The sequence below is a fragment of the Mucilaginibacter celer genome (assembly GCF_003576455.2).
Lineage (GTDB): Bacteria > Bacteroidota > Bacteroidia > Sphingobacteriales > Sphingobacteriaceae > Mucilaginibacter > Mucilaginibacter celer.
On sequence record NZ_CP032869.1, the window covers coordinates 5,487,282 to 5,506,462 of the forward strand.

At 44.5% G+C, this 19,181-nt stretch carries 18 protein-coding genes; 13 read left to right on the top strand and 5 right to left on the bottom strand.

Features of this window, described 5'->3' with window-relative positions; all coding sequences use genetic code 11:
* Positions 1-159: 159 nt before the first annotated feature.
* On the bottom strand, positions 160-1,185 hold the full coding sequence (locus HYN43_RS22570; RefSeq protein WP_162996587.1) for an SdiA-regulated/phytase-like domain-containing protein: 1,026 nt from the start codon (positions 1,183-1,185) through the stop codon (positions 160-162).
* Positions 1,186-1,720: 535 nt separating this feature from the next.
* Here HYN43_RS22570 and HYN43_RS22575 point away from each other — a divergent pair.
* The 8 genes from HYN43_RS22575 (at position 1,721) to HYN43_RS22610 (ending at position 10,206) form a co-directional block, all read left to right on the top strand.
* Complete coding sequence (locus HYN43_RS22575; protein WP_119406190.1) at positions 1,721-2,776, top strand: AAA family ATPase; 1,056 nt, start codon at positions 1,721-1,723, stop codon at positions 2,774-2,776.
* Between the two features lie 123 nt (positions 2,777-2,899).
* Complete coding sequence (locus HYN43_RS22580) at positions 2,900-3,781, top strand: DUF58 domain-containing protein (RefSeq protein WP_119406191.1); 882 nt, start codon at positions 2,900-2,902, stop codon at positions 3,779-3,781.
* Between the two features lie 5 nt (positions 3,782-3,786).
* Entirely contained in the window at positions 3,787-4,758 is a 972-nt protein-coding gene (locus HYN43_RS22585; protein WP_119406192.1) for a flagellar basal body-associated FliL family protein, read from the top strand.
* Positions 4,755-5,759 carry a vWA domain-containing protein gene (locus HYN43_RS22590; RefSeq protein WP_205589806.1) on the top strand — a complete coding sequence of 335 codons (1,005 nt, stop codon included), beginning with the start codon at positions 4,755-4,757 and terminating at the stop codon, positions 5,757-5,759. The genes HYN43_RS22585 and HYN43_RS22590 overlap by 4 nt, the downstream gene beginning before the upstream one ends.
* Positions 5,760-5,763: 4 nt before the next feature.
* A complete protein-coding gene (locus HYN43_RS22595) occupies positions 5,764-6,810 on the top strand; it encodes a vWA domain-containing protein (protein WP_119406193.1) in 1,047 nt (348 codons plus the stop codon).
* The gene (locus HYN43_RS22600) at positions 6,807-7,571 is read left to right on the top strand and encodes a tetratricopeptide repeat protein (protein ID WP_119406194.1); all 765 of its coding nucleotides are present in this window, start codon (positions 6,807-6,809) and stop codon (positions 7,569-7,571) included. Before HYN43_RS22595 ends, HYN43_RS22600 begins: the two co-directional genes overlap by 4 nt.
* Before the next feature lie 24 nt (positions 7,572-7,595).
* Positions 7,596-9,443 carry a BatD family protein gene (locus tag HYN43_RS22605; RefSeq protein WP_119406195.1) on the top strand — a complete coding sequence of 616 codons (1,848 nt, stop codon included), beginning with the start codon at positions 7,596-7,598 and terminating at the stop codon, positions 9,441-9,443.
* A gap of 1 nt (position 9,444) precedes the next feature.
* Positions 9,445-10,206, top strand: a complete 762-nt coding sequence (locus HYN43_RS22610; RefSeq protein WP_245446987.1) for a tetratricopeptide repeat protein — start codon at positions 9,445-9,447, stop codon at positions 10,204-10,206.
* A 237-nt stretch (positions 10,207-10,443) separates the two neighbouring features.
* Here the strand turns inward: HYN43_RS22610 and HYN43_RS22615 are convergent, their stop codons facing one another.
* The 4 genes from HYN43_RS22615 to HYN43_RS22630 form a co-directional block, all read right to left on the bottom strand.
* Positions 10,444-11,016 (bottom strand): Crp/Fnr family transcriptional regulator, encoded by a 573-nt coding sequence (locus tag HYN43_RS22615; RefSeq protein ID WP_119406196.1) that lies wholly within the window; start codon positions 11,014-11,016, stop codon positions 10,444-10,446.
* Between the two features lie 206 nt (positions 11,017-11,222).
* Positions 11,223-11,912, bottom strand: a complete 690-nt coding sequence (locus HYN43_RS22620) for an SMUG2 DNA glycosylase family protein (RefSeq protein WP_119406197.1) — start codon at positions 11,910-11,912, stop codon at positions 11,223-11,225.
* Positions 11,913-11,927: 15 nt separating this feature from the next.
* On the bottom strand, positions 11,928-12,818 hold the full coding sequence (locus HYN43_RS22625) for a helix-turn-helix domain-containing protein (protein ID WP_119406198.1): 891 nt from the start codon (positions 12,816-12,818) through the stop codon (positions 11,928-11,930).
* 76 nt (positions 12,819-12,894) lie between these two features.
* Positions 12,895-13,713, bottom strand: coding sequence for an SDR family NAD(P)-dependent oxidoreductase (locus HYN43_RS22630; protein WP_119406199.1), 819 nt, complete (start codon positions 13,711-13,713; stop codon positions 12,895-12,897).
* Positions 13,714-13,905: 192 nt separating this feature from the next.
* On the opposite strand from HYN43_RS22630, the gene HYN43_RS22635 reads away from it, so the two are divergent.
* The 5 genes from HYN43_RS22635 (at position 13,906) to HYN43_RS22655 (ending at position 18,881) form a co-directional block, all read left to right on the top strand.
* Positions 13,906-14,649: an SDR family oxidoreductase gene (locus tag HYN43_RS22635; protein WP_119406200.1), complete on the top strand. Its 744-nt coding sequence runs from the start codon at positions 13,906-13,908 to the stop codon at positions 14,647-14,649.
* Positions 14,650-14,702: 53 nt separating this feature from the next.
* Complete coding sequence (locus HYN43_RS22640) at positions 14,703-15,593, top strand: glutamate--tRNA ligase family protein (RefSeq protein ID WP_119406201.1); 891 nt, start codon at positions 14,703-14,705, stop codon at positions 15,591-15,593.
* A 190-nt stretch (positions 15,594-15,783) separates the two neighbouring features.
* Complete coding sequence (locus HYN43_RS22645) at positions 15,784-16,656, top strand: phosphatidylinositol-specific phospholipase C/glycerophosphodiester phosphodiesterase family protein (RefSeq protein WP_119406202.1); 873 nt, start codon at positions 15,784-15,786, stop codon at positions 16,654-16,656.
* A gap of 29 nt (positions 16,657-16,685) precedes the next feature.
* Positions 16,686-17,858 (top strand): glycosyltransferase family 4 protein, encoded by a 1,173-nt coding sequence (locus HYN43_RS22650; protein WP_119406203.1) that lies wholly within the window; start codon positions 16,686-16,688, stop codon positions 17,856-17,858.
* Positions 17,859-17,996: 138 nt separating this feature from the next.
* Positions 17,997-18,881 carry a PfkB family carbohydrate kinase gene (locus HYN43_RS22655; RefSeq protein ID WP_119406204.1) on the top strand — a complete coding sequence of 295 codons (885 nt, stop codon included), beginning with the start codon at positions 17,997-17,999 and terminating at the stop codon, positions 18,879-18,881.
* Positions 18,882-19,181 lie beyond the last annotated feature (300 nt).

Consider the following 19,181-nt stretch of genomic DNA (forward strand, 5'->3'; position numbering starts at 1 on the left):
AAAGCCGCGATGAGCGGCTTTTTTTGTTTTACTTGCCACCTCCACCACGTCATTGCGAGGTACGAAGCAATCCCCAAGAGGCAGAGAGGCTATGCAAATCCGCCCTGTATAGTCGGGGATTGCTTCGTGCCTCGCAATGACGAGTGGGAGAATAGCGGGCTAAAAATCCACATAAACCAACTTACAAACCTGCTTACCGCTCCGGTTGGCATCGGTAACTACCAGCGCTCCTTTTTTAAACAGCGCCATTCCCTCCCAATTATTCTTAAACCCGTCAAATGATCGTACGTATTTCCACTTTCGGCTTTTAGCACTATCCAACATAACAATAGCAACGTAAGTGTTCTTCTTCAAATAATCAGGATCAGTTTTCAGCTTCTCCCCCAATTCTGGAGTGATTTTACCAATCGATACTTCCGGCGATTTTACCCAATCGTTATTTAAATAACTGTTATAATCTCCATTCCAAAAATAGTTGACGCCATAAACGCGGCCATCATCCGCGGCGGCGATATCCGTCAGCCTGAAATATAAAAAGGGAGCCTTTACCTGTTCGGGAATTTTATTAAACGAGGTGTCAATCAGGTATCCGCAGCCTCCTTTGGGCATAGCATTAAATTCATAATAGGCCAGCAGTCTGTTTTCTTTAGGTAGATAAGTTACCGCCTCAAAACCGGCATTGCTGATAGCCGGATATCTCCGCAGAGAAATAAAATGGGCAGGATCAATAATCACCTCATTTTTAAGGGTGTCAAGCTTGCCTTTCAGCAAAAAGCAGTATGGGTATTTATCATCAGTTTCGATAGATAGAAAAACGGTATTGTTTACAATACATATCGCCTCAAAACCCTCGTAGTTTGCTTTTACAGAATCGGGCAGCAGGTTAAGATTTTTTACGCTAATGGTTTTGCAAGCCGTTAGCGAAGTATCCCTATTATCTATTACCCGGCTAATGCTATCGGTAAGGATGCTATATAAATTAAACACGCCATCCAGCTTGGTTTCCTTATGATCACCATATTGAGGTTCGAGGTAGAGGCGGTTACCATAGATAGTCATGCCGGAAAATTCTTCGTTAACACCGGCTATAGCTTTGGGGAGTGGGATGTTTTTGTAGATGCTTTGGGCATTTCCAGTTAAAACAATAGATGTAGCTATAATGAATAGCATTATTAATTTCCGCATGGCTTTTGATGATATCGCTAAAAGTAATCAATAAACCCTATTCTTTATCACAGGCATAATTAGCCAACGTAGAAATCCCCCAGAGGGGGTACAGGTTTGTAGCACATACATATTTGCCTTGTTTCCCGTGCCAGAGGTACGGAACACCACATGCAATTCCTATCAAGCGTACAGGTTGCGTACCTCTGGCACGCTTAAACAATCATTTGCATTCTCCTACAAATCTTTTGCAGCTCTGGTGCAACTGATCCTTATTAGTCGCCCATCTGCAACGAGCACGAGTTATCCTGCACTCAATCTCCTCCCAATAAAACCAACCAAATCACGTTTAATTACATCAAAAGCGCTTAAATAGCGTATCTTGGGGATTTGAAAGGGCCGGATTTAACAATTTTCACCAAACTTAATGAGTGTTAAACAGATAACCGGGCCACAACACATTAGTATTTAACAATTTTTAACATTTGAGCTAAATTTTTAGTTGGCGAAAAACTGAACGGGTGTTTAAGTTTGCCTACCGAAACGAAAAAAATTAATGGAAGAACAAAATAGCTATACAGGCGGCCTGTCGCAAGCCGCTCCGGCAGCACCGGTATCGTACTCAACCGATATCAGGGCTTTGAACGAGATGATACAAAAAGAAAGCGCCTTTATCGATCTGCTGATTATGGAGATGGATAAGGTGATTGTTGGTCAGCGTTACATGGTTGAGCGTTTGCTGATCGGTTTACTGGCCGACGGGCACATCCTTCTGGAAGGCGTACCGGGTTTGGCGAAAACTTTGGCCATTAACACGCTTTCAAAAGCTATCCAGGCGGGCTTTAGCCGTATCCAGTTTACGCCGGATTTGCTCCCTGCCGATTTGGTGGGTACCATGATCTACAACCAGAAAAAAGAAGAGTTCATTGTACGCCAGGGGCCTATCTTCTCTAACTTTATTTTGGCGGATGAGATTAACCGTGCACCGGCCAAAGTACAGAGTGCTCTGCTCGAGGCTATGCAGGAGCGCCAGGTTACTATTGGCGATACCACTTTTAAATTGCCAAATCCATTCCTGGTACTGGCTACCCAGAACCCCGTTGAGCAGGAAGGTACCTACCCGCTGCCGGAAGCGCAGGTTGACCGTTTTATGCTGAAAGTGGTAATTAAATATCCAACCAAGGAAGACGAGAAAAAGATTATGCGCGCCAATATTTCGGCAGGAGGTATGGCTAAACCAAACGCCATCATCAAACCGGAAGAGATTGTACGCGCCCGCCAAATTGTTCGTGAGGTTTATATGGACGAGAAGATCGAGCAGTATATCATCGATATCGTGTTCGCTACCCGTTTCCCAGATCAGTTTAAACTGGCCAAATACAAATCATTGATCACTTTTGGTGCTTCGCCAAGGGCAAGTATCAGTTTGGCGCTGGCATCAAAAGCTTATGCCTTTATCAAACGTCGTGGTTATGTGATCCCTGAAGATGTTCGCGCGGTTTGTCATGATGTGTTGAGGCACCGTATCGGCTTAAGCTATGAGGCTGAAGCTGAAAACATCACCAGCGAGGATATCATTACCGGTATCCTAAACGCGATCGAGGTACCGTAAACCCCTCCCAACCCTCCCCTGAAGGGAGAGGGCTTGAAGAACGAGGCGAATAACATTATTATATAACGATATCAAAAAGTCTCCCCCTTCAGGAGGAGATTTAGAGGGGGCTATAGGGCTTTTATGGCTAAAGACACCAAAGATCTGCTAAAAAAGGTAAGGAAGATCGAGATCAAAACCCGTGGCTTAAGTAACCACTTGTTTTCGGGCGAGTATCATTCGGCTTTCAAGGGGCGCGGTATGGCCTTTAGCGAGGTGCGCGAATACCAGATAGGCGACGAGATCCGCACTATCGACTGGAACGTGACCGCCCGCTTTAACCACCCCTACGTAAAAGTGTTCGACGAGGAGCGTGAGCTTACTGTAATGATTTTGATGGACGTGAGCGGGTCGGAATATTTCGGCACACAAAACCAGCAAAAGCAGGAACTGGCTACCGAGCTTTGCGCGGTACTGGCATTTTCGGCCATCCAGAACAATGATAAGGTGGGCGTGATATTTTTTAGCGATAAGGTTGAGAAATTTATTCCGCCTAAAAAAGGCCGCAGCCATATCCTGATGATCATTCGCGAGCTGATCAACTTCGAGCCCGAAAACAAAGGCACCAACGTGGCCGAGGCTTTAAGGTATTTTACCGGCGCTATCAAAAAGAAATGCACGGCCTTTGTGATATCAGATTTTATTACGCCCGAATTTGAAAACGAGCTCAAGATCGCCAATAAAAAACACGATATCGTTGCTCTTAAACTGTATGATAAGCACGAGGAGGAGTTTCCGAACCTGGGCCTCATCCCGGTGAAAGACGAAGAGAGCGCCCATATTATGTGGGTAAATACCGGCGATAAAGCCGTGCGCGAAGCTTTTAAATGGGATGCTGTAAAGCGCAACTCGGCTTTGCAGGATACCTTTAAACGTTCGGGGGTTGATTATACCACCATCGGCACGCACGAATCATACGTAAAACCATTAATGACACTATTTAAAAAGCGCGGGGGCCGACGATAATACACATGAACAGGTACATTAAATATACCCTGGCAATATTGGTTTCGCTTGCAGGCTTTCACCAAACATCGGGGGCACAAGAGGCTTTCGGGCCAAGGGCTGCACTTACCAAACAATCAATATTAATTGGCGAGCAAACGCAGCTGCATCTAAGCGTTCGTTTTCATGCCAAAGATAGCATTGGCTTCCCAAAACTTGCTGATAGCATAGGCAGCAAGATCAAAATAGCAGGTGGTTTTAAAGCCGATACTGTTTTTGATAAGGTTGATAACTCTATCGAAACCATTACCCGCCATTATAATATTACTGCTTTTGACAGCGGCACTTATACTATCCCCTCATACGCGTTTAAATTGCCGGTTGGCGTAATGCAAACCGACTCGCTGATACTTGATGTTAAAACAGTTGCGGTTGATACCACCAAAGCATTTTACGATATTAAACAGCCGCTGGCCATCAAATACAATTTTTGGGATTGGCTGCGCGATAACTGGAAACTGGTAGTAGGCATTTTAGCAGCCATGGCAGCCACCGGCGGCGTAGTTTACTACCTGCTTAAACGCCCTAAAAAGGAAGTGGTTGCAGAAGAACCGAAGCCGATAAAACCACCACACGTTATCGCCCTCGAAAAACTGGCCGAAATAAAAGGCAAACAACTTTGGCAGCAGGAACAGGTTAAAGAATACTACATTGAAATAAGTGATGTAGTACGCGATTACCTGGAACAGCGCTATAACATCCAGGCGCTGGAGCAGACATCTGAGGAGATCTTCGCCAGTTTGAAAACCATGGACATCGCCAGCGAAGACAGGAATTTGTTGAGGCAATTGCTTGTGCTATCGGATATGGTGAAATTTGCCAAAGAGAAACCTACGCCGTTTGAGAACGAAAAGAGCATGGAAAACGCAGTAAGCTTTGTGAAGGATACACAACCTGCAGCGGCACCCGTTAACACAAAGGAGGATGAAGCTAAATGAGTTGGTTTAAAGGAATAGAATTTGCGCATCCAGGCTTTTTTTGGCTGTTTCTCAGCATCCCGCTTATTGTGGGCTGGTACATCTGGAAACAGAAGCAGTTAAACGCCAGCATGACCATGCCAACCATCCGTGGTTTTGCCATGATCACTAAAAGCGCGCTGCCGCGTTTCAGGCATTTGGGTATCATATTACGATCATTGGCATTAGCGGCATTGATTGTTGCATTGGCGAGGCCGCAAACATCATTAAGCTGGCAGGATACCACTACCGAGGGTATCGATATCGTGATCGCTTCGGATATTTCAGGCAGTATGCTGGCCGAGGATTTTAAGCCCAACAGGCTCGAAGCCGGTAAAAAAATAGCCATCGATTTTATTGAGAACCGCCCTAACGACAGGATAGGCCTCGTGGTTTTCAGCGGTGAAAGCTTTACGCAGTGCCCGCTTACTATTGATCACTCGGTGTTGGTGAATTTATATGCCGATATTAAAAACGGAATGATTGAGGATGGTACCGCCATTGGTATGGGCCTCGCCACTGCCGTTAACCGTTTAAAAGATAGCCAGGCTAAAAGTAAAGTAGTGATCCTGCTTACCGATGGCTCGAACAACTCGGGGTCCATCCCGCCAATAACCGCGGCGGAGATTGCCAAACAGTTTAACGTGAGGGTTTATACCGTAGGCATCGGTACCAACGGCTTTGCCCCCTACCCTGTTCAAACGCCAATGGGCGTACAATACCAGCGCATGAAGGTGGATATTGACGAGGGTACGCTAAGCAAGATAGCCAGCACTACCGGCGGCAAATACTTCAGAGCTACCAATAACAATGCACTGAAAGATATTTACGAACAGATTGACAGACTGGAAAAAGCCAAGATAGATGTTACCCAGTACCGCAAAAAAACCGAGCGCTTTTTGCCGTTCGCACTTATCGCGCTGGCACTTTTATCGTTGGAGTTTTTAACCAAAAACACCCTGCTTAAAGGGGCTATAACATAACAGCATGCTACGTTTTGCAAATACAGAATATTTATGGGGATTGCTTGCCATTCCGCTGCTGCTCTTTATTTTTTTGAGGGTTGCCTGGTGGAAACGCAAAGCCATAGCCTCGTTGGGTAATAAAGATGTGGTAGCCCAGATGATGCCGCAGGTTTCGCATTCGCGCCCAACCATTAAGTTTATCTTTTTCATTTTGGCTTATGCCATCCTGATCATCGGCATAGCCGACCCACAATTAGGCTCCAAAACCGAAGATGTAAAACGCAAGGGTGCCGACCTGATGATCCTGCTCGACGTATCCAACAGTATGCTGGCGCAGGACCTTGCCCCTAACCGCCTGGAAAACGCCAAACGCGCATTAGCCCAGCTGATAGATAAACTGCATGATGATCGTATCGGTATTATCGTATTTGCGGGCCAGGCTTATGTACAGTTGCCCGTTACTACCGATTATTCGGCGGCCAAGCTGTTTTTAAATACCATCAATACGGATATGGTACCTACACAAGGTACTGCTATCGGCGCTGCAATCAATTTGGGCTTACAATCTTTCGATTTTAAGAACGGTACCGGCAAATCCATGATCATTATTACCGATGGTGAAAATCATGAGGACGACGCGGTATTAGCAGCCAAAGAGGCGTTATCAAGAGGCGTTACGGTAAATGTTGTTGGCGTAGGATCTGAAGAAGGTGCGCCGATACCTATTTTGCAGAATGGTAAGCAAATCGGTTTTCATAACGACAGCACCGGGCACCCGGTGGTAAGTAAGCTTAACGAGGCCATGGGTAAAGAAATTTCGGAAGCAGGCAGCGGCGTTTATGTGCGGGCCAACAACGCCAACAGCGGCTTGAACATCGTGATGGACCAGATTGCCAAAGTGCAGCGCAAAATGACCGATACCAAACAGTTTAAAGATTTTGAGGATAGATTCCAGTTTTTCCTGGCCATTACTTTTGTACTGTTGCTGGTTGAGTTTTTCATCTCCAACCGTAAAAACATGCGCCTCAGCAAAATCAAATTATTTGAAGTTGAAGTAAAACAACCATGAAGCAATATATCATAGCCATCATTTTAGTGCTGCAGGCTTCATTAACGTTTGCCCAGCAGGAAAAAAAGTTCATTAAACAGGGTAATGAGCTTTATCAGCAAAAAAAATATAAAGAAGCCGAAGCAGCTTACCGCCAGGCCACAGGCAAACAAGCCAAAACCCTCGAGGGTAATTTTAACCTTGCGGATGCCATGTTCAAGCAAAAAAAATATGGCGATGCCTCTGCCCTTTTCAACAAAATTGCCAACGGCACAAGCGATAAAAACGCGAAGGCGGGCGCTTTTCATAACGTGGGCAACTCGTTTTTAACCGAGAAAAAATACCAGGAAAGTATCGATGCCTATAAAAAAGCCTTGCTGAACAACCCCAAGGATGATGAAACCCGCTACAACCTTGCCTACGCTCAAAAAATGCTGAAAAACCAGCAGGATAAAAACAAAGGCGGCGGCGGTGGAGGCGGCAACAATAACAAAGACAAAAACAAGGATAAAAATAAAGACAACAAGAACCAGGACGACAAGAATAAAGACAAGAGCGATAAGGATAAGAAGGATCAGGATAAAAACAAGCAGGACCAGGACAAGCAAAACCAGGATCAGAAAGATCAGCAGCAACAGCAGGGCCAGCAGCCCAACCAGTTGTCAAAAGATGATGCCCAGCGCATGCTTGATGCTTTAAACAACGATGAAAAGCAAACCCAGGATAAGCTGAAGAATAAAAAATTAAAAGGAGCCAAAGTCCCTATTTCAAAAGACTGGTAAACCTTGTTGTTTTGTAAATAACTAATGAAAATTAAACTATTCATATTAACGCTGTTGTTGTTTTGCTCAAGCCTGGCTTTCGCACAGGTAAAGTTTACGGCATCGGCAGATAGAACTACCATAGGCACGGGCGAGATTTTTGAAATTACCTTCTCTATCAATGCCAATGGCGAACGCTTCGCGCCTCCAGCTTTCGCCGGTTTCCAGGTGGTTGCAGGGCCTAATGTATCCAACAGCGTATCCATGATAAACGGGGTAACTTCGGTAAGCATGGCTTATGGCTACGATCTGATGGCTACTAAAGAGGGCGAATTTACTATAGGTCCGGCTACTATTATGGCGGGCGGCAGGCCTTATAGTACAACTCCTATCAAAATAAGGGTTGTGAAAGGTTCGGCCGGCAGCGGTAACGGCCCTCAGGGTAATAGCCGCCAGCAACAACAACAGCAGCAGCAATTCAATGCTCCGGACGAAAGCAATATTCAACGCGGCAGGGTTAGAGACATTTCAAAATCACTTTTTTTGCGTACTTCGGTTGATAAATCAACGGTATACTTAGGCCAGCAAATAGTAATGAACCTGAGGCTTTATACCCGGGTGTCAATTGTTAACGGCGAACCTGAAAAAATTCCGGATCTGAATAGTTTTTACAGCCAGGATATTAAAAACAATAACCCCAATGCGCAATGGCGTACCGAAGTTTTAAACGGCGTAAGGTATAACGTAACCGATATCAAGAAAACCATCCTGTTCCCCCAGCATGAGGGCAATATCACTATCGAGCCTGCCATCATGAACTTTGTGATCAGGCAACAGGCCGCATCATCATCCGGCGATCCTTTCGATGCTTTTTTTGGGGGATATGAAGATGTAAAATACCGCGTTAAAGGTACCCCGGTGGTTATCCACGTAAAACCATTGCCACTGGCAGGTAAACCGGTCGATTTTAGCGGCGCGGTAGGCAAATTTAATATCTCGGCCTCGCTTGATAAAAATGAGATCAAGGCCAATGACGCCATCAATTATCAACTGAAAGTTAGCGGTACCGGCAACTTGAAATTATTAAAGCCGATAAGCCCCAACTTCCCGCCCGATTTTGAAAAGTACGATCCCAAGGTAACCGATACCATCGTCGAAAACGAAAGCGGCTCATCGGGCAGCAGAAGATATACTTATTTACTAATCCCAAGACACCAGGGCGATTATACTATTGATCCGGTGAAGTTCTCGTATTTCAACCCGGCTACCGGCAAGTATGTGACTTTAACAACCCGGGCCTTCCCGGTTAAAGTAGCCAAAGGCACAGGCGATAACAGTAACGTTACGGCTTTCTCCAGCGCAGGCAAACAGGATGTTAAAGTACTGAGCAATGATATACGCTACATTAAAACCGAAAATGAATTAAACGAAGTAGGCAGCGATTTTTATGACTCGGGCCTGTATTATTTCCTGTTAATTTTAGGTCCGCTGGGATTTGCCGGAGCATTGGTTTACGGCAAATGGCGCGATAAAAACAATGCCGATGTGGTGGGTACCAAAAGCCGCAAGGCGGGCAGGGTGGCTGCCAAACATTTGGCTGTAGCCAAACAACGCCTGGCCGCTAACGATAATAAAGCCTTTTACGAAGATCTGTTCCGCGGATTGTATGGTTACTTAAGCGATAAGTTGAATATCCCCTATGCCGACCTGAACCGTGAAAAAATTGGCGATGAACTGAAAGCCCGTTCGCTTGATGAAAGCCTCATTAACGAGATGCTGGATACCCTGGATATGTGCGAGATGGCACGTTACGCGCCGGTATCGGGCATTACCGGTCAGCAGGTATTTGATAAGGCCCAAACCATGATCAATAACATTGAAAGTAAAATATAACATGCTAAAACGCATTATATACCTGTTCATGATTGTAGCCATGCCGCTGTTGGCGTTTGGCGACGTGACTGTGAACGCCCAATTAAAAAAAGGGAACGAACAATACGCTAAAGGCCAATACAAGGAGGCTATCGCCACCTATCAAAAAATAGCAGATGATGGCCACATGTCGGCCCTGGTTTATTTTAACCTCGGCAACGCTTATTTTAAAAATAACGACGTACCATCGGCTTTACTCTATTACGAAAAAGCTCATAAATTATCGCCTGGCGATGAGGACATTAATTTTAATATCCAGTTTGCCAATCAAAAAACTACCGATAAGGTTGAGGCCCCTACCGAGTTTTTTATCACCCGCTGGTGGCATTCGTTTATCCTGCGTTTTTCATTAACTACGCTGGCTGTTATAAGCGTATTGTTGATGATAACGGGATTTGCCTTGCTGGTAGTTTACCGCTTCACTAATTCGGTTGGGGTTAAAAAAGCTTCGTTTTACGCCGCTTTGCTTATTATATTTTTAGGTTTAGGCAGCATGTTTACCGCCGACAGGCAGCAACAATATTTTGATGGCCATCATGGCGCTATCATCTTCAGCAATTCGGTAAACGTAAAAAGCGCACCCACACCAACGGCAAAAAACCTGTTCCTGATTCATGATGGTACCAAGGTTGATGTACTGGATAATAACAACGGCTGGATGAGGGTAAAATTGGCCAACGGCAGCGAAGGTTGGATCAATGCTTCCGATGCGAGGGAGATTTGATTTGGAGTTTGGGTTTGAGGTGAAAGGGTAAAGGTAAAAGGCGAAAGGTTTTTTAGTTATTTTTTCAATTTTTCATTTCAAAAACATGCACGGGCATGAGTATTAGCCATGAGGAGCAATCTTATAATGCCATACTTAAGTATATTTCTTGTTCGGTACCATCTCCGGCACCCTCTTCTGCGTAATTATATGCTATTTCCCTTTTTATTCGAGAAAAGATGTGCCCCCGGTAGCTTTTTACGAATGATATAACCTGCTCAAAGTCTCGCGGGATACACCCAAATACGCCGCAATTAAATGTTTAGGCACCATATTATACAGAGCAGGGTACAAGGTCATTAACTCTTCATAACGTTTTTTGGCATCGTTATTCATAAACGATAAAAGCCGTTTTTGAGAAGCTACGAAGCCCTTGTTGGTACGCCATCTGAAAAAATGCTCAACCGGGTGCAGCTCGTTGCAAAGCTTTTCCCTATCGGCGTTGGAGATGGACAGCACTTCGGCATCGGTAATACAATCCAGGTTGATGGTAGCGCGTGTTTGGTTGTAAAGCGCATTATAATCGGATGCCCACCAGGTAGGCATGGCAAACTGCAGGATGTACATTTTTACATCATCGTTAATAAAAAACGATTTCAGGCAGCCCGATAACACAAAATACTCGTGATCTACTTTATCGCCCTCGCTAATGATGGCTTGCCCTTTTTTATACGATTGTTGCTTGAAATGAGAGGCTACGTAAGCAAACTGCTCATCAGTCAGGCTAATGGTTTTGGCGAGGTGCTGTTTGAGGATTTCTTCAGCTTGCATATTAAAGATTGTCTGAACCGGAATTTATTGAATTAAGGAATTAACAGAATGAAAAGCAAATTCGAAAAATTCTTTAATTCCCCCAAATTCAGTTCGGACAAAAATCAGCGCAATCAACGTAATCACCCCAATCAACGGTCTAAATCGGTGTAATCAAAAAATAATCGGTGTAATCCCCAAAATAAAAATCAACATAATCCCCCCAATTAACGGTCAAACGCCTCCAGATACTTATCAATATAAAACTGCTTACTTTTAGTTTTATACTGCATAATAAAACGCGGATGCTCCAATGCTATAATCTCGCCAAAAAAGCGGTATTCATCATTCAGCTTCTTTAAAAAAGTTTCGTTTTTACCAGTGCCGAAGCAAAAGCATTTATCGGTATTAATACCAAGGGCAATCTGCTTCCGGATATTTTCTATCATGAAATGATAAACAGCTTTGGTTAGTTCTTTACTGTCGTAATAGTTGTAATTCTTCTCCCGGCCTTTCTCATCAATACTGATAAAACCCAGCGGGCAGGGCGAATTGATGTAGATCTTGTTATAAAAAGCTTCCGCGCCGCCATAGGCGTTAATCACTTCATACACAAAAACTGATGAAGGCTCGTGCGAGAGTTTCCCCTCGTAGGGGACATGGCATTCGGACATTAATCGTTTAGGATCGGTAAAAGGAATGCCGGTTAGCCCACCTCCAAACCTGCCGGGGTTAATGCCCAGGATGATATGGCGCTGGTTGTTATCGTTATAATATTTATGATAAAAAGCATCAACAATACGCATGGTTTGCGGATGCTCTTTAAAAGGGTTAAGGATGCGGATGCCGGGCGGTAGCGGGTCACCGGTGTAGGTGAGTTGCTCATTAAATTGGATAACCCTGTCTGCAAATGTCATAAACCAAATGTAGGGTTAGTTAACCAATTGTTTTTTAAACTGGTTCGGGCTTAATCCTGTTTCTTTTTTAAACAAGCGCGAAAAATACGGCAGGTTTTCAAAGCCTAAGGTATAGGCAATTTCAGATACGCTTTGGTCTTCGCCTTTCAGCTTGTTTTTTGCCTCGCTAATAAGATAAATGTGGATCAGCTCCATAGCGGTTTTGCCGGTTTCCTGTTTCAGCATATCGCTCAGGTAACGGGCCGAGATATTCAGGTCATACGCCATCGTGGCTACCGTTGGCAAGCCTTTGGTTTGCAGTAATCCTTTATCAAAATAAGCGGATAATGCCTTGTTGAATTTAGATACGGTTTTGCCCGATAGCTCGGTGCGGTTAATGAACTGGCGTTTGTAAAAACGCTGCGAGTATTTCAACACCGAATCGATATGGGTAAGGATGATATCGCGGCTGTACTCGTCCATATTACCGTTCAGTTCGGCCTCTATCTTGTCATGCAGCTCCCAGATGATCTGTTCTTCGCGGGGTGAGAGGTGCAGGGCTTCATTGGTTTCGTATTCAAAAAAGCCATATTTTTTTATCTCGTCGTGCAGGGCATGGCCGTTCAGAAAATCTTCGTGAAAAAAGATATTAAAACCGGCTTCCTCCAGCTCAATCTCCCTGAACTGAATTACCTGCCTTGGCTTTACAAACATGAGCGACCCGTTTTCATGATCGTATTTGGTACGACCGTAACTTATAGTGCCCGATTTAAGTTTTTTAAATGCGATCATGTAAAAGTCGCCCGTAAGCTCCCTTTCGGCAAGGTCGCAGGTACCGCGGCAAGGCACAACGGCTACCATTGGATTTTCAGGTAGCGGAAAACCGTACCTTTTAAAAAGGCTGGGAAGATTGCTATAATGGATCATAATATGTAAAAATAAGAACAAGATCCATACAGAAAACAGTATGGACCTTGCAGGTAGTTTATTTACGTTGAAATGATTAGTGCCCGTGTGCAGCTACCGAAACATCATTCCATTCATCCCACTCGGCTGCGCGGCCTGCGTAAACCTGTTTAACCCATTGGTAACCGATTTTACCAAGGAACAAACGCAATGGTGGGTTTTCGCTGTCGATCAGTTTCAGGATAGCATCGGTAGTTGCTTCCGGTTTGCCAAAGAAATCGGCGGTAAAACTGGCCTGTTGTTTGGCTTTCATCTCATCATATTGCGGCAAAGCTACCGAGTGTACAGCCGAAGCACTTCCCCAATCGGTAGAAAAACCGTTTGGCTCAACGATAGAAACTTTAATGCCGAAACCTTTTACTTCGGCAGCAAGGGTTTCGCTCAAACCTTCAACCGCGAATTTCGAGGCGTTATATATGCTTAAAATAGGTGCGGCAACCAAACCCAATACGCTTGATACCTGGATAATATGGCCCTGGCCTTGCTCACGCATTACCGGTATGGCAGCCTGAGTTAGCCATAGCAAACCGAAAAAGTTGGTTTCCATCTGGTCGCGGGCCTCTTTTTCAGATGTTTCTTCAACACTGCCGAATAAGCCGTAGCCGGCATTGTTAATCAGCACATCGATACTGCCGAAATGTGCTTTGGCCTGTTGTATGGCAGCGAAATCTGCATCGCGGTCGTTCACGTCCAGTTGCAGCGCTAAAATACTGTCGCCGTATTGTTTAGTAAGGTCATTAAGCGTGCTGATATCGCGTGCTGTTGCTACTACTTTATCGCCACGTTTTAAAAATGCTTCTGCCCAGATCTTTCCGAACCCGCGGGAAGCACCTGTTATAAAAATTGTTTTTGCCATTGTTGTAATGATTAATTGATATGACAAAGCTACCGCGTATTAGCCCGGCGGATTTATACAGAAGTAGGGAAGAATGATACATTTTTACATGGTTGTTGTGCTAAAAAAACAACCATTTCCGTTTTTACCAAATGTTAAGTGGATGCGGCGCTACCCGGCCGAACTTTGCTTTATCAAAAAACAAATATTGTTATGAATAATCAAAGCGAAAGCAAATCAACATTAAATGGTAAAAGGGTAATTATATTAGGCGGAAGTACCGGTATAGGTTTTTCAACCGCGCAGGCCGCCGCTGCCGAAGGTGCTAAAATTGTGATAGTATCAGGTAACCAGGGCCGTATTGATAAAGCCCTAAGCCAGTTGCCCGAAGGGACGGAAGGCTATGCTGTTGACCTGGCTCACGAAGAGAATATCAAAGCATTTTTTGAGCAGGCCGGCAATTTTGATCACCTTGTATATACTGCTGCCGAAAACCTCAACCTCAATAACATTGGCGAAACCGATATCGATGCCGCGCGTAAATTTTTAAATTTACGTTATTGGGGCGCTTATGCGGCCGTTAAATATAGCGTTCCGTTTATTAACGAAGGTGGTTCGGTTAACCTAACCGGCGGCACAGCGGGCACCCGCCCGGCCAAAGGATGGACCATAGCCAGCAGTATTTGTGGTGCTATAGAGGGTTTGGTACGCGCCCTGGCTGTTGAACTGGCCCCTATACGTGTTAACGCAGTGGTTCCGGGAGTTATTGATACTAATTTATGGGATAGTTTGGATTCCGCCGCTAAAGAAGGTTTGTACAACTGGGCTAAAGATACGCTGTTGCTTAACCGTGTAGGGAATGCTGAAGATGTAGCATTAGGATTTATTTACCTGATGAAACAGAGCTTTGGCACAGGCCAAAACCTGGTGATTGATGGCGGCACATTGCTGGTGTAAGTTGTTCGCAATCGCCCTTAGCTTTTGTATATTGGGCCGTTTATAAATAGCCAATGGCCAACAAGCCCATATATTTTAATAAAACCCGCCTGGCCCCAACGCCGAGCGGGTTTTTGCATGTGGGCAACGTTTTATCGTTTGTTATTACTGCAACCCTCGCTCAAAAGCACCATGCAAAAATATTGCTGCGGATAGATGATTTGGATAGAGCCCGGTTTGCTCCTGAGTATCTAAGCGATGTTTTTGATACGCTTCGGTTTTTAGAGATTCCATGGGATGTGGGCCCGGCAAATCCGGATGATTTTGAAGCCGCATTTTCCCAGGTGCACCGTATGCCACTGTACAATGCAGCGTTGGATAGGTTAAAAAATCAAAATGCGATTTTTGCCTGCACCTGCAGCCGCAAACAACTGGCTGAAGCCGGTACTTGTAGCTGCATCGAAAAAAGCATCCCCCTTGATACGCCCGGAGCCAGTTGGCGTTTGTTAACGGATGATGCTGTGTTAAGTGTAAAAACCTATGCAGGCGAAATTATCAAAACCAGCCTGCCTGCCGAAATGCAAAACTTTATCATCCGCAAAAAGGATGGTTTCCCGGCCTATCAGCTTACTTCGCTTATTGACGACCTGTTTTACGGGGTTGATTTTATAGTGCGGGGGGCTGATCTATGGCATTCCACACTGGCACAACTTGCATTAGCCAAAACACTTAATGAAAAAGCTTTTGAACAGGTTACATTTTATCATCACCCCCTGCTGCTTGAACCATCGGGGCAAAAACTTTCCAAATCGGCCGGTTCAGCATCGGTAAGGTTTATGAAGGTTGAAGGAAAGAGTAATACAGCAGTTTTTGAACAGATTGCAGCCTTGATCGGCCTAAGCGGCACAATTAAAAACCGGCGGCAACTGGGCCAGCTGTTGCTTTCGCAGCAACCAGGTTATTAACAGGTGTTTATAATGTGCTTATTTAATATGAATCGGTGTTAAACCTCATGTGGCTATTATCGTAATATATTGTAATGAAAATGTAAATTTCTTTACAAAAAGTTAAACCTTAACATACCTTTACTTTACCATGACCTAACTATCGAGACATATTGGAGAGCTACATTTGCATCAACAAATAAAATTTACGATGCAAGCAGCACTTTGCCACAAGCACCTGAAATTTGTGTTTTTTGTTACCCTGTCACTCATTGCCTTCACCACCCGGGCTCAACGCTCCCCTCTCCCCAAAGCTTTCGCACATAATGATTACTGGCACAACCGCCCGCTGTATGATGCGCTCGACCATGGCTTTTTAAATGTTGAGGCTGATATTTACCTGCGCGATGATGAACTGTTGGTAGCACATATCCTCCCTTCATTTCAAAAAAGAAGAACCTTAGAGCAGCTTTACCTTAAACCCCTGCTTGATTATTATAAAGGGAATAACAAGGAAATCAAATACCCGCTATCGCCCTTAACGCTGATGATCGACATCAAATCTGACGCGGATAAAACTTACGCCAAATTGACCGAAGTACTTAAGGACTATAAATCAATCCTGTCAGGCTATGATAACGGCGTGGTTACAACCGGTAAGGTTACCATTGTTTTAACCGGTAATAAGCCTTATCAAATGATTAAAGAGCAAACACAGCGCTTTGCTTTTATTGATGAAGATTTGATGCAGGTGCGTACTGATACCGCATCAAACGCGGTTTACCAGACAGCCAGCTGCAAATATTCAAGATTACTTAACTGGACAGGCAAAGGCCCTATGCCCGAAAACCAGAAACAGTTATTATTAGCCTACGTGGCGGTAGCTCATCACTATAAAAAACGCGTAAGGCTATGGGCTTCGCCCGAAAACAAAGAGGTTTGGCGCGCCCTGCTTGATTGCGATGTTGATTTGATCAATACAGATAAACTGGCCGAACTGCGTGATTTTTTTGCAGATAAACGTGAAGAGGAAGAACGCAGTGCCGAACAGGTACGATACGCCAAGGTAAACAACAGTAAATAGTTTTTTTACATCTGCTAATCGGTAATAAAATGAAAAAGATAAGAGTTGCTTTTTTTGCCGAGATATTAATTGAAGATTTTGACGGCGCGGTACGCACCATGTACCAGATCATTAAGCGCATTGATCGCCGCATCTTCGAGTTTTTGTTTATATACGGTGCCGGGCCCGACGATCTGCTGGGCTTTCCGTCGTTAAAAGTGCCGGCGCTTACGTTGCCCATCAATACCGGCTACACCATGGCCATCCCCGCCCTGGTTACCAGCGAACTGAAAGAGGAGATTGATAAATTTGCGCCCGATGTGGTGCATATAGCCACCCCATCGTTACTGGGTACTTTTGCGTTGAAGTATGCAACGCAGCGTATGCTGCCCGTTATTTCCATTTACCATACCCATTTCATCTCGTATATTGATTATTACCTTAAACACACACCGTTTTTAATTAATAAGGTTAAACAGATGATGTGCGATAGCCACCGCGCCTTCTATAACCAATGCGACCGTGTTTACGTGCCGGCAAACAGTATGAAGGATGAACTGGCCGATATTGGTGTAAATGCCTACCGCATGAAGCTTTGGCAAAGGGGAATGGATAACCATCTTTTTTCGCCGGTAAATAGAAACGCCAAAGTGATAACTGCGCTTACTGGTAATAATAACCCTACTATTTTGTTTGCAAGCCGCCTGGTTTGGGAAAAAAACCTGGAAACTTTATTTGAGGTTTATGCCCTGATGCAGGACAGGCATCCCGAAGTTAATTTTTTAATTGCCGGCGATGGCATAGCCCGTAAAGCCAGCGAGGCCCGCATGAAAAATGCCGTGTTTGTAGGTAAAGTTGATCATAAAACACTTTCGGTTTTATATGCTTCGGCTTCTATATTCGTTTTCCCTTCTGTTTCGGAAGCTTATGGCAATGTGGTATTGGAAGCTATGGCATCGGGGCTGCCCTGTGTAATTGCCGATGGGGGCGGATCAAAGGATTTTATTGAGCAGGGCGTAAACGGTTTTAAATGCAAGCCCTACAATGCGGCATGTTATGTTGAAAAAATAGAAATCTTGCTGAGAAATAGTACCCTGCGCCAGCAATTTATTGAAGAGGGGCTCGAATACAGCAGTCGGTTAACCTGGGAACACCTTACTTCGGTATATTTTGATGATCTGGCAGAGATGGCCGGGCAGCATGTGCTTAGTGCGGTGGTGTAGCGGCGCTCTTACTTTATCGGCCAATTATAACGCTTATGTTATAATCCGTTATAAATCTTGTACTCCGTTTGGTATTTATTACTTTTGCTGTTTGCCTTAAATAAGGCTGGTTTTTCATCACCATAAACAGTAAAATTCATGTACGATATTTGTTGCGTTGGGCATATAACATTAGATAAAGTGGTAACTCCACAGGCAGTAAAACACATGGCGGGGGGCACTTCGTTCTACTTTTCGAACGCTATCCGCAATATGGATGTGAGTTATGTGCTTGTTACTTCGCTTGCTTTAAGTGAAATGCCCGTTGTTGAAAAACTGCGCGACAAAGGCATTGAGGTAAATGCCACTAACGGCGGCGAAACCGTTTATTTTGAAAATATCTACTCCGGCAACCAGGATCACCGTACCCAGCGCGTGCTTCAAAAAGCGGATCCTTTCGTTATCGATCAGCTAAATGGTATCGAGGCTAACGTTTTTCATTTGGGCCCGCTATTGGCTGATGATATCTCGACAGAATTTATTAAAAAACTGGCACAACATGGCCAGCTTTCGCTTGATGCACAGGGTTACCTGCGCAAGGTGGAAGATAAAAACGTAATCCCGGTTGACTGGCCAGAAAAACGCGAGGCTTTGCAATACATCACCACCCTTAAAGTTAATGAACACGAAATGGAAGTGCTTACCGGCATAACCGATATCCGCGAAGGTGCCAAAGTACTGAACGAATGGGGTGTTAAAGAAGTGGTTGTTACGCTTGGCAGCATGGGTTCTGTTATTTATGTAGATGGCATTTACTACACCATCCCCGCCTATAAACCAACCGAAATTGTTGATGCTACCGGTTGCGGTGATACTTATATGGCAGGTTATTTATTTCAACGCGCAAAAGGTAAAGACTACCAGGAAGCCGGTGAATTTGCTGCTGCTATGGCCAGTTTAAACATTCAAACATCAGGCCCTTTTGTAGGCACAGAAGAGGACGTGTTAGCGCTTTTGGCCGTTAATAAAGAGCTGAAAGCTTAAGGCAGAAAGCCGAAAGGCAAATATTCCTGTTATTTACGATTACGCAGAATAGACCATAGATCGGCGTGAAAGAAATTTTTTACGCCGGCATTGCTGTTGTGTTAATGCGCAAAATGAGGCATCGAAAATTTCTTCGCGCCATGCTTCGCCTGTACGTTCAAAATGAGGTTTATTTTAAATAAAAAAATCTTAAAAGCGAGGCCGGCGCATAATTAAGGCTCCTCTTTTAATCGCCGCCTCCTCTCCAAAGTGATCTACATCACATAATCTCCTCTTCCTGTTTCCACCCTTTACAATGTG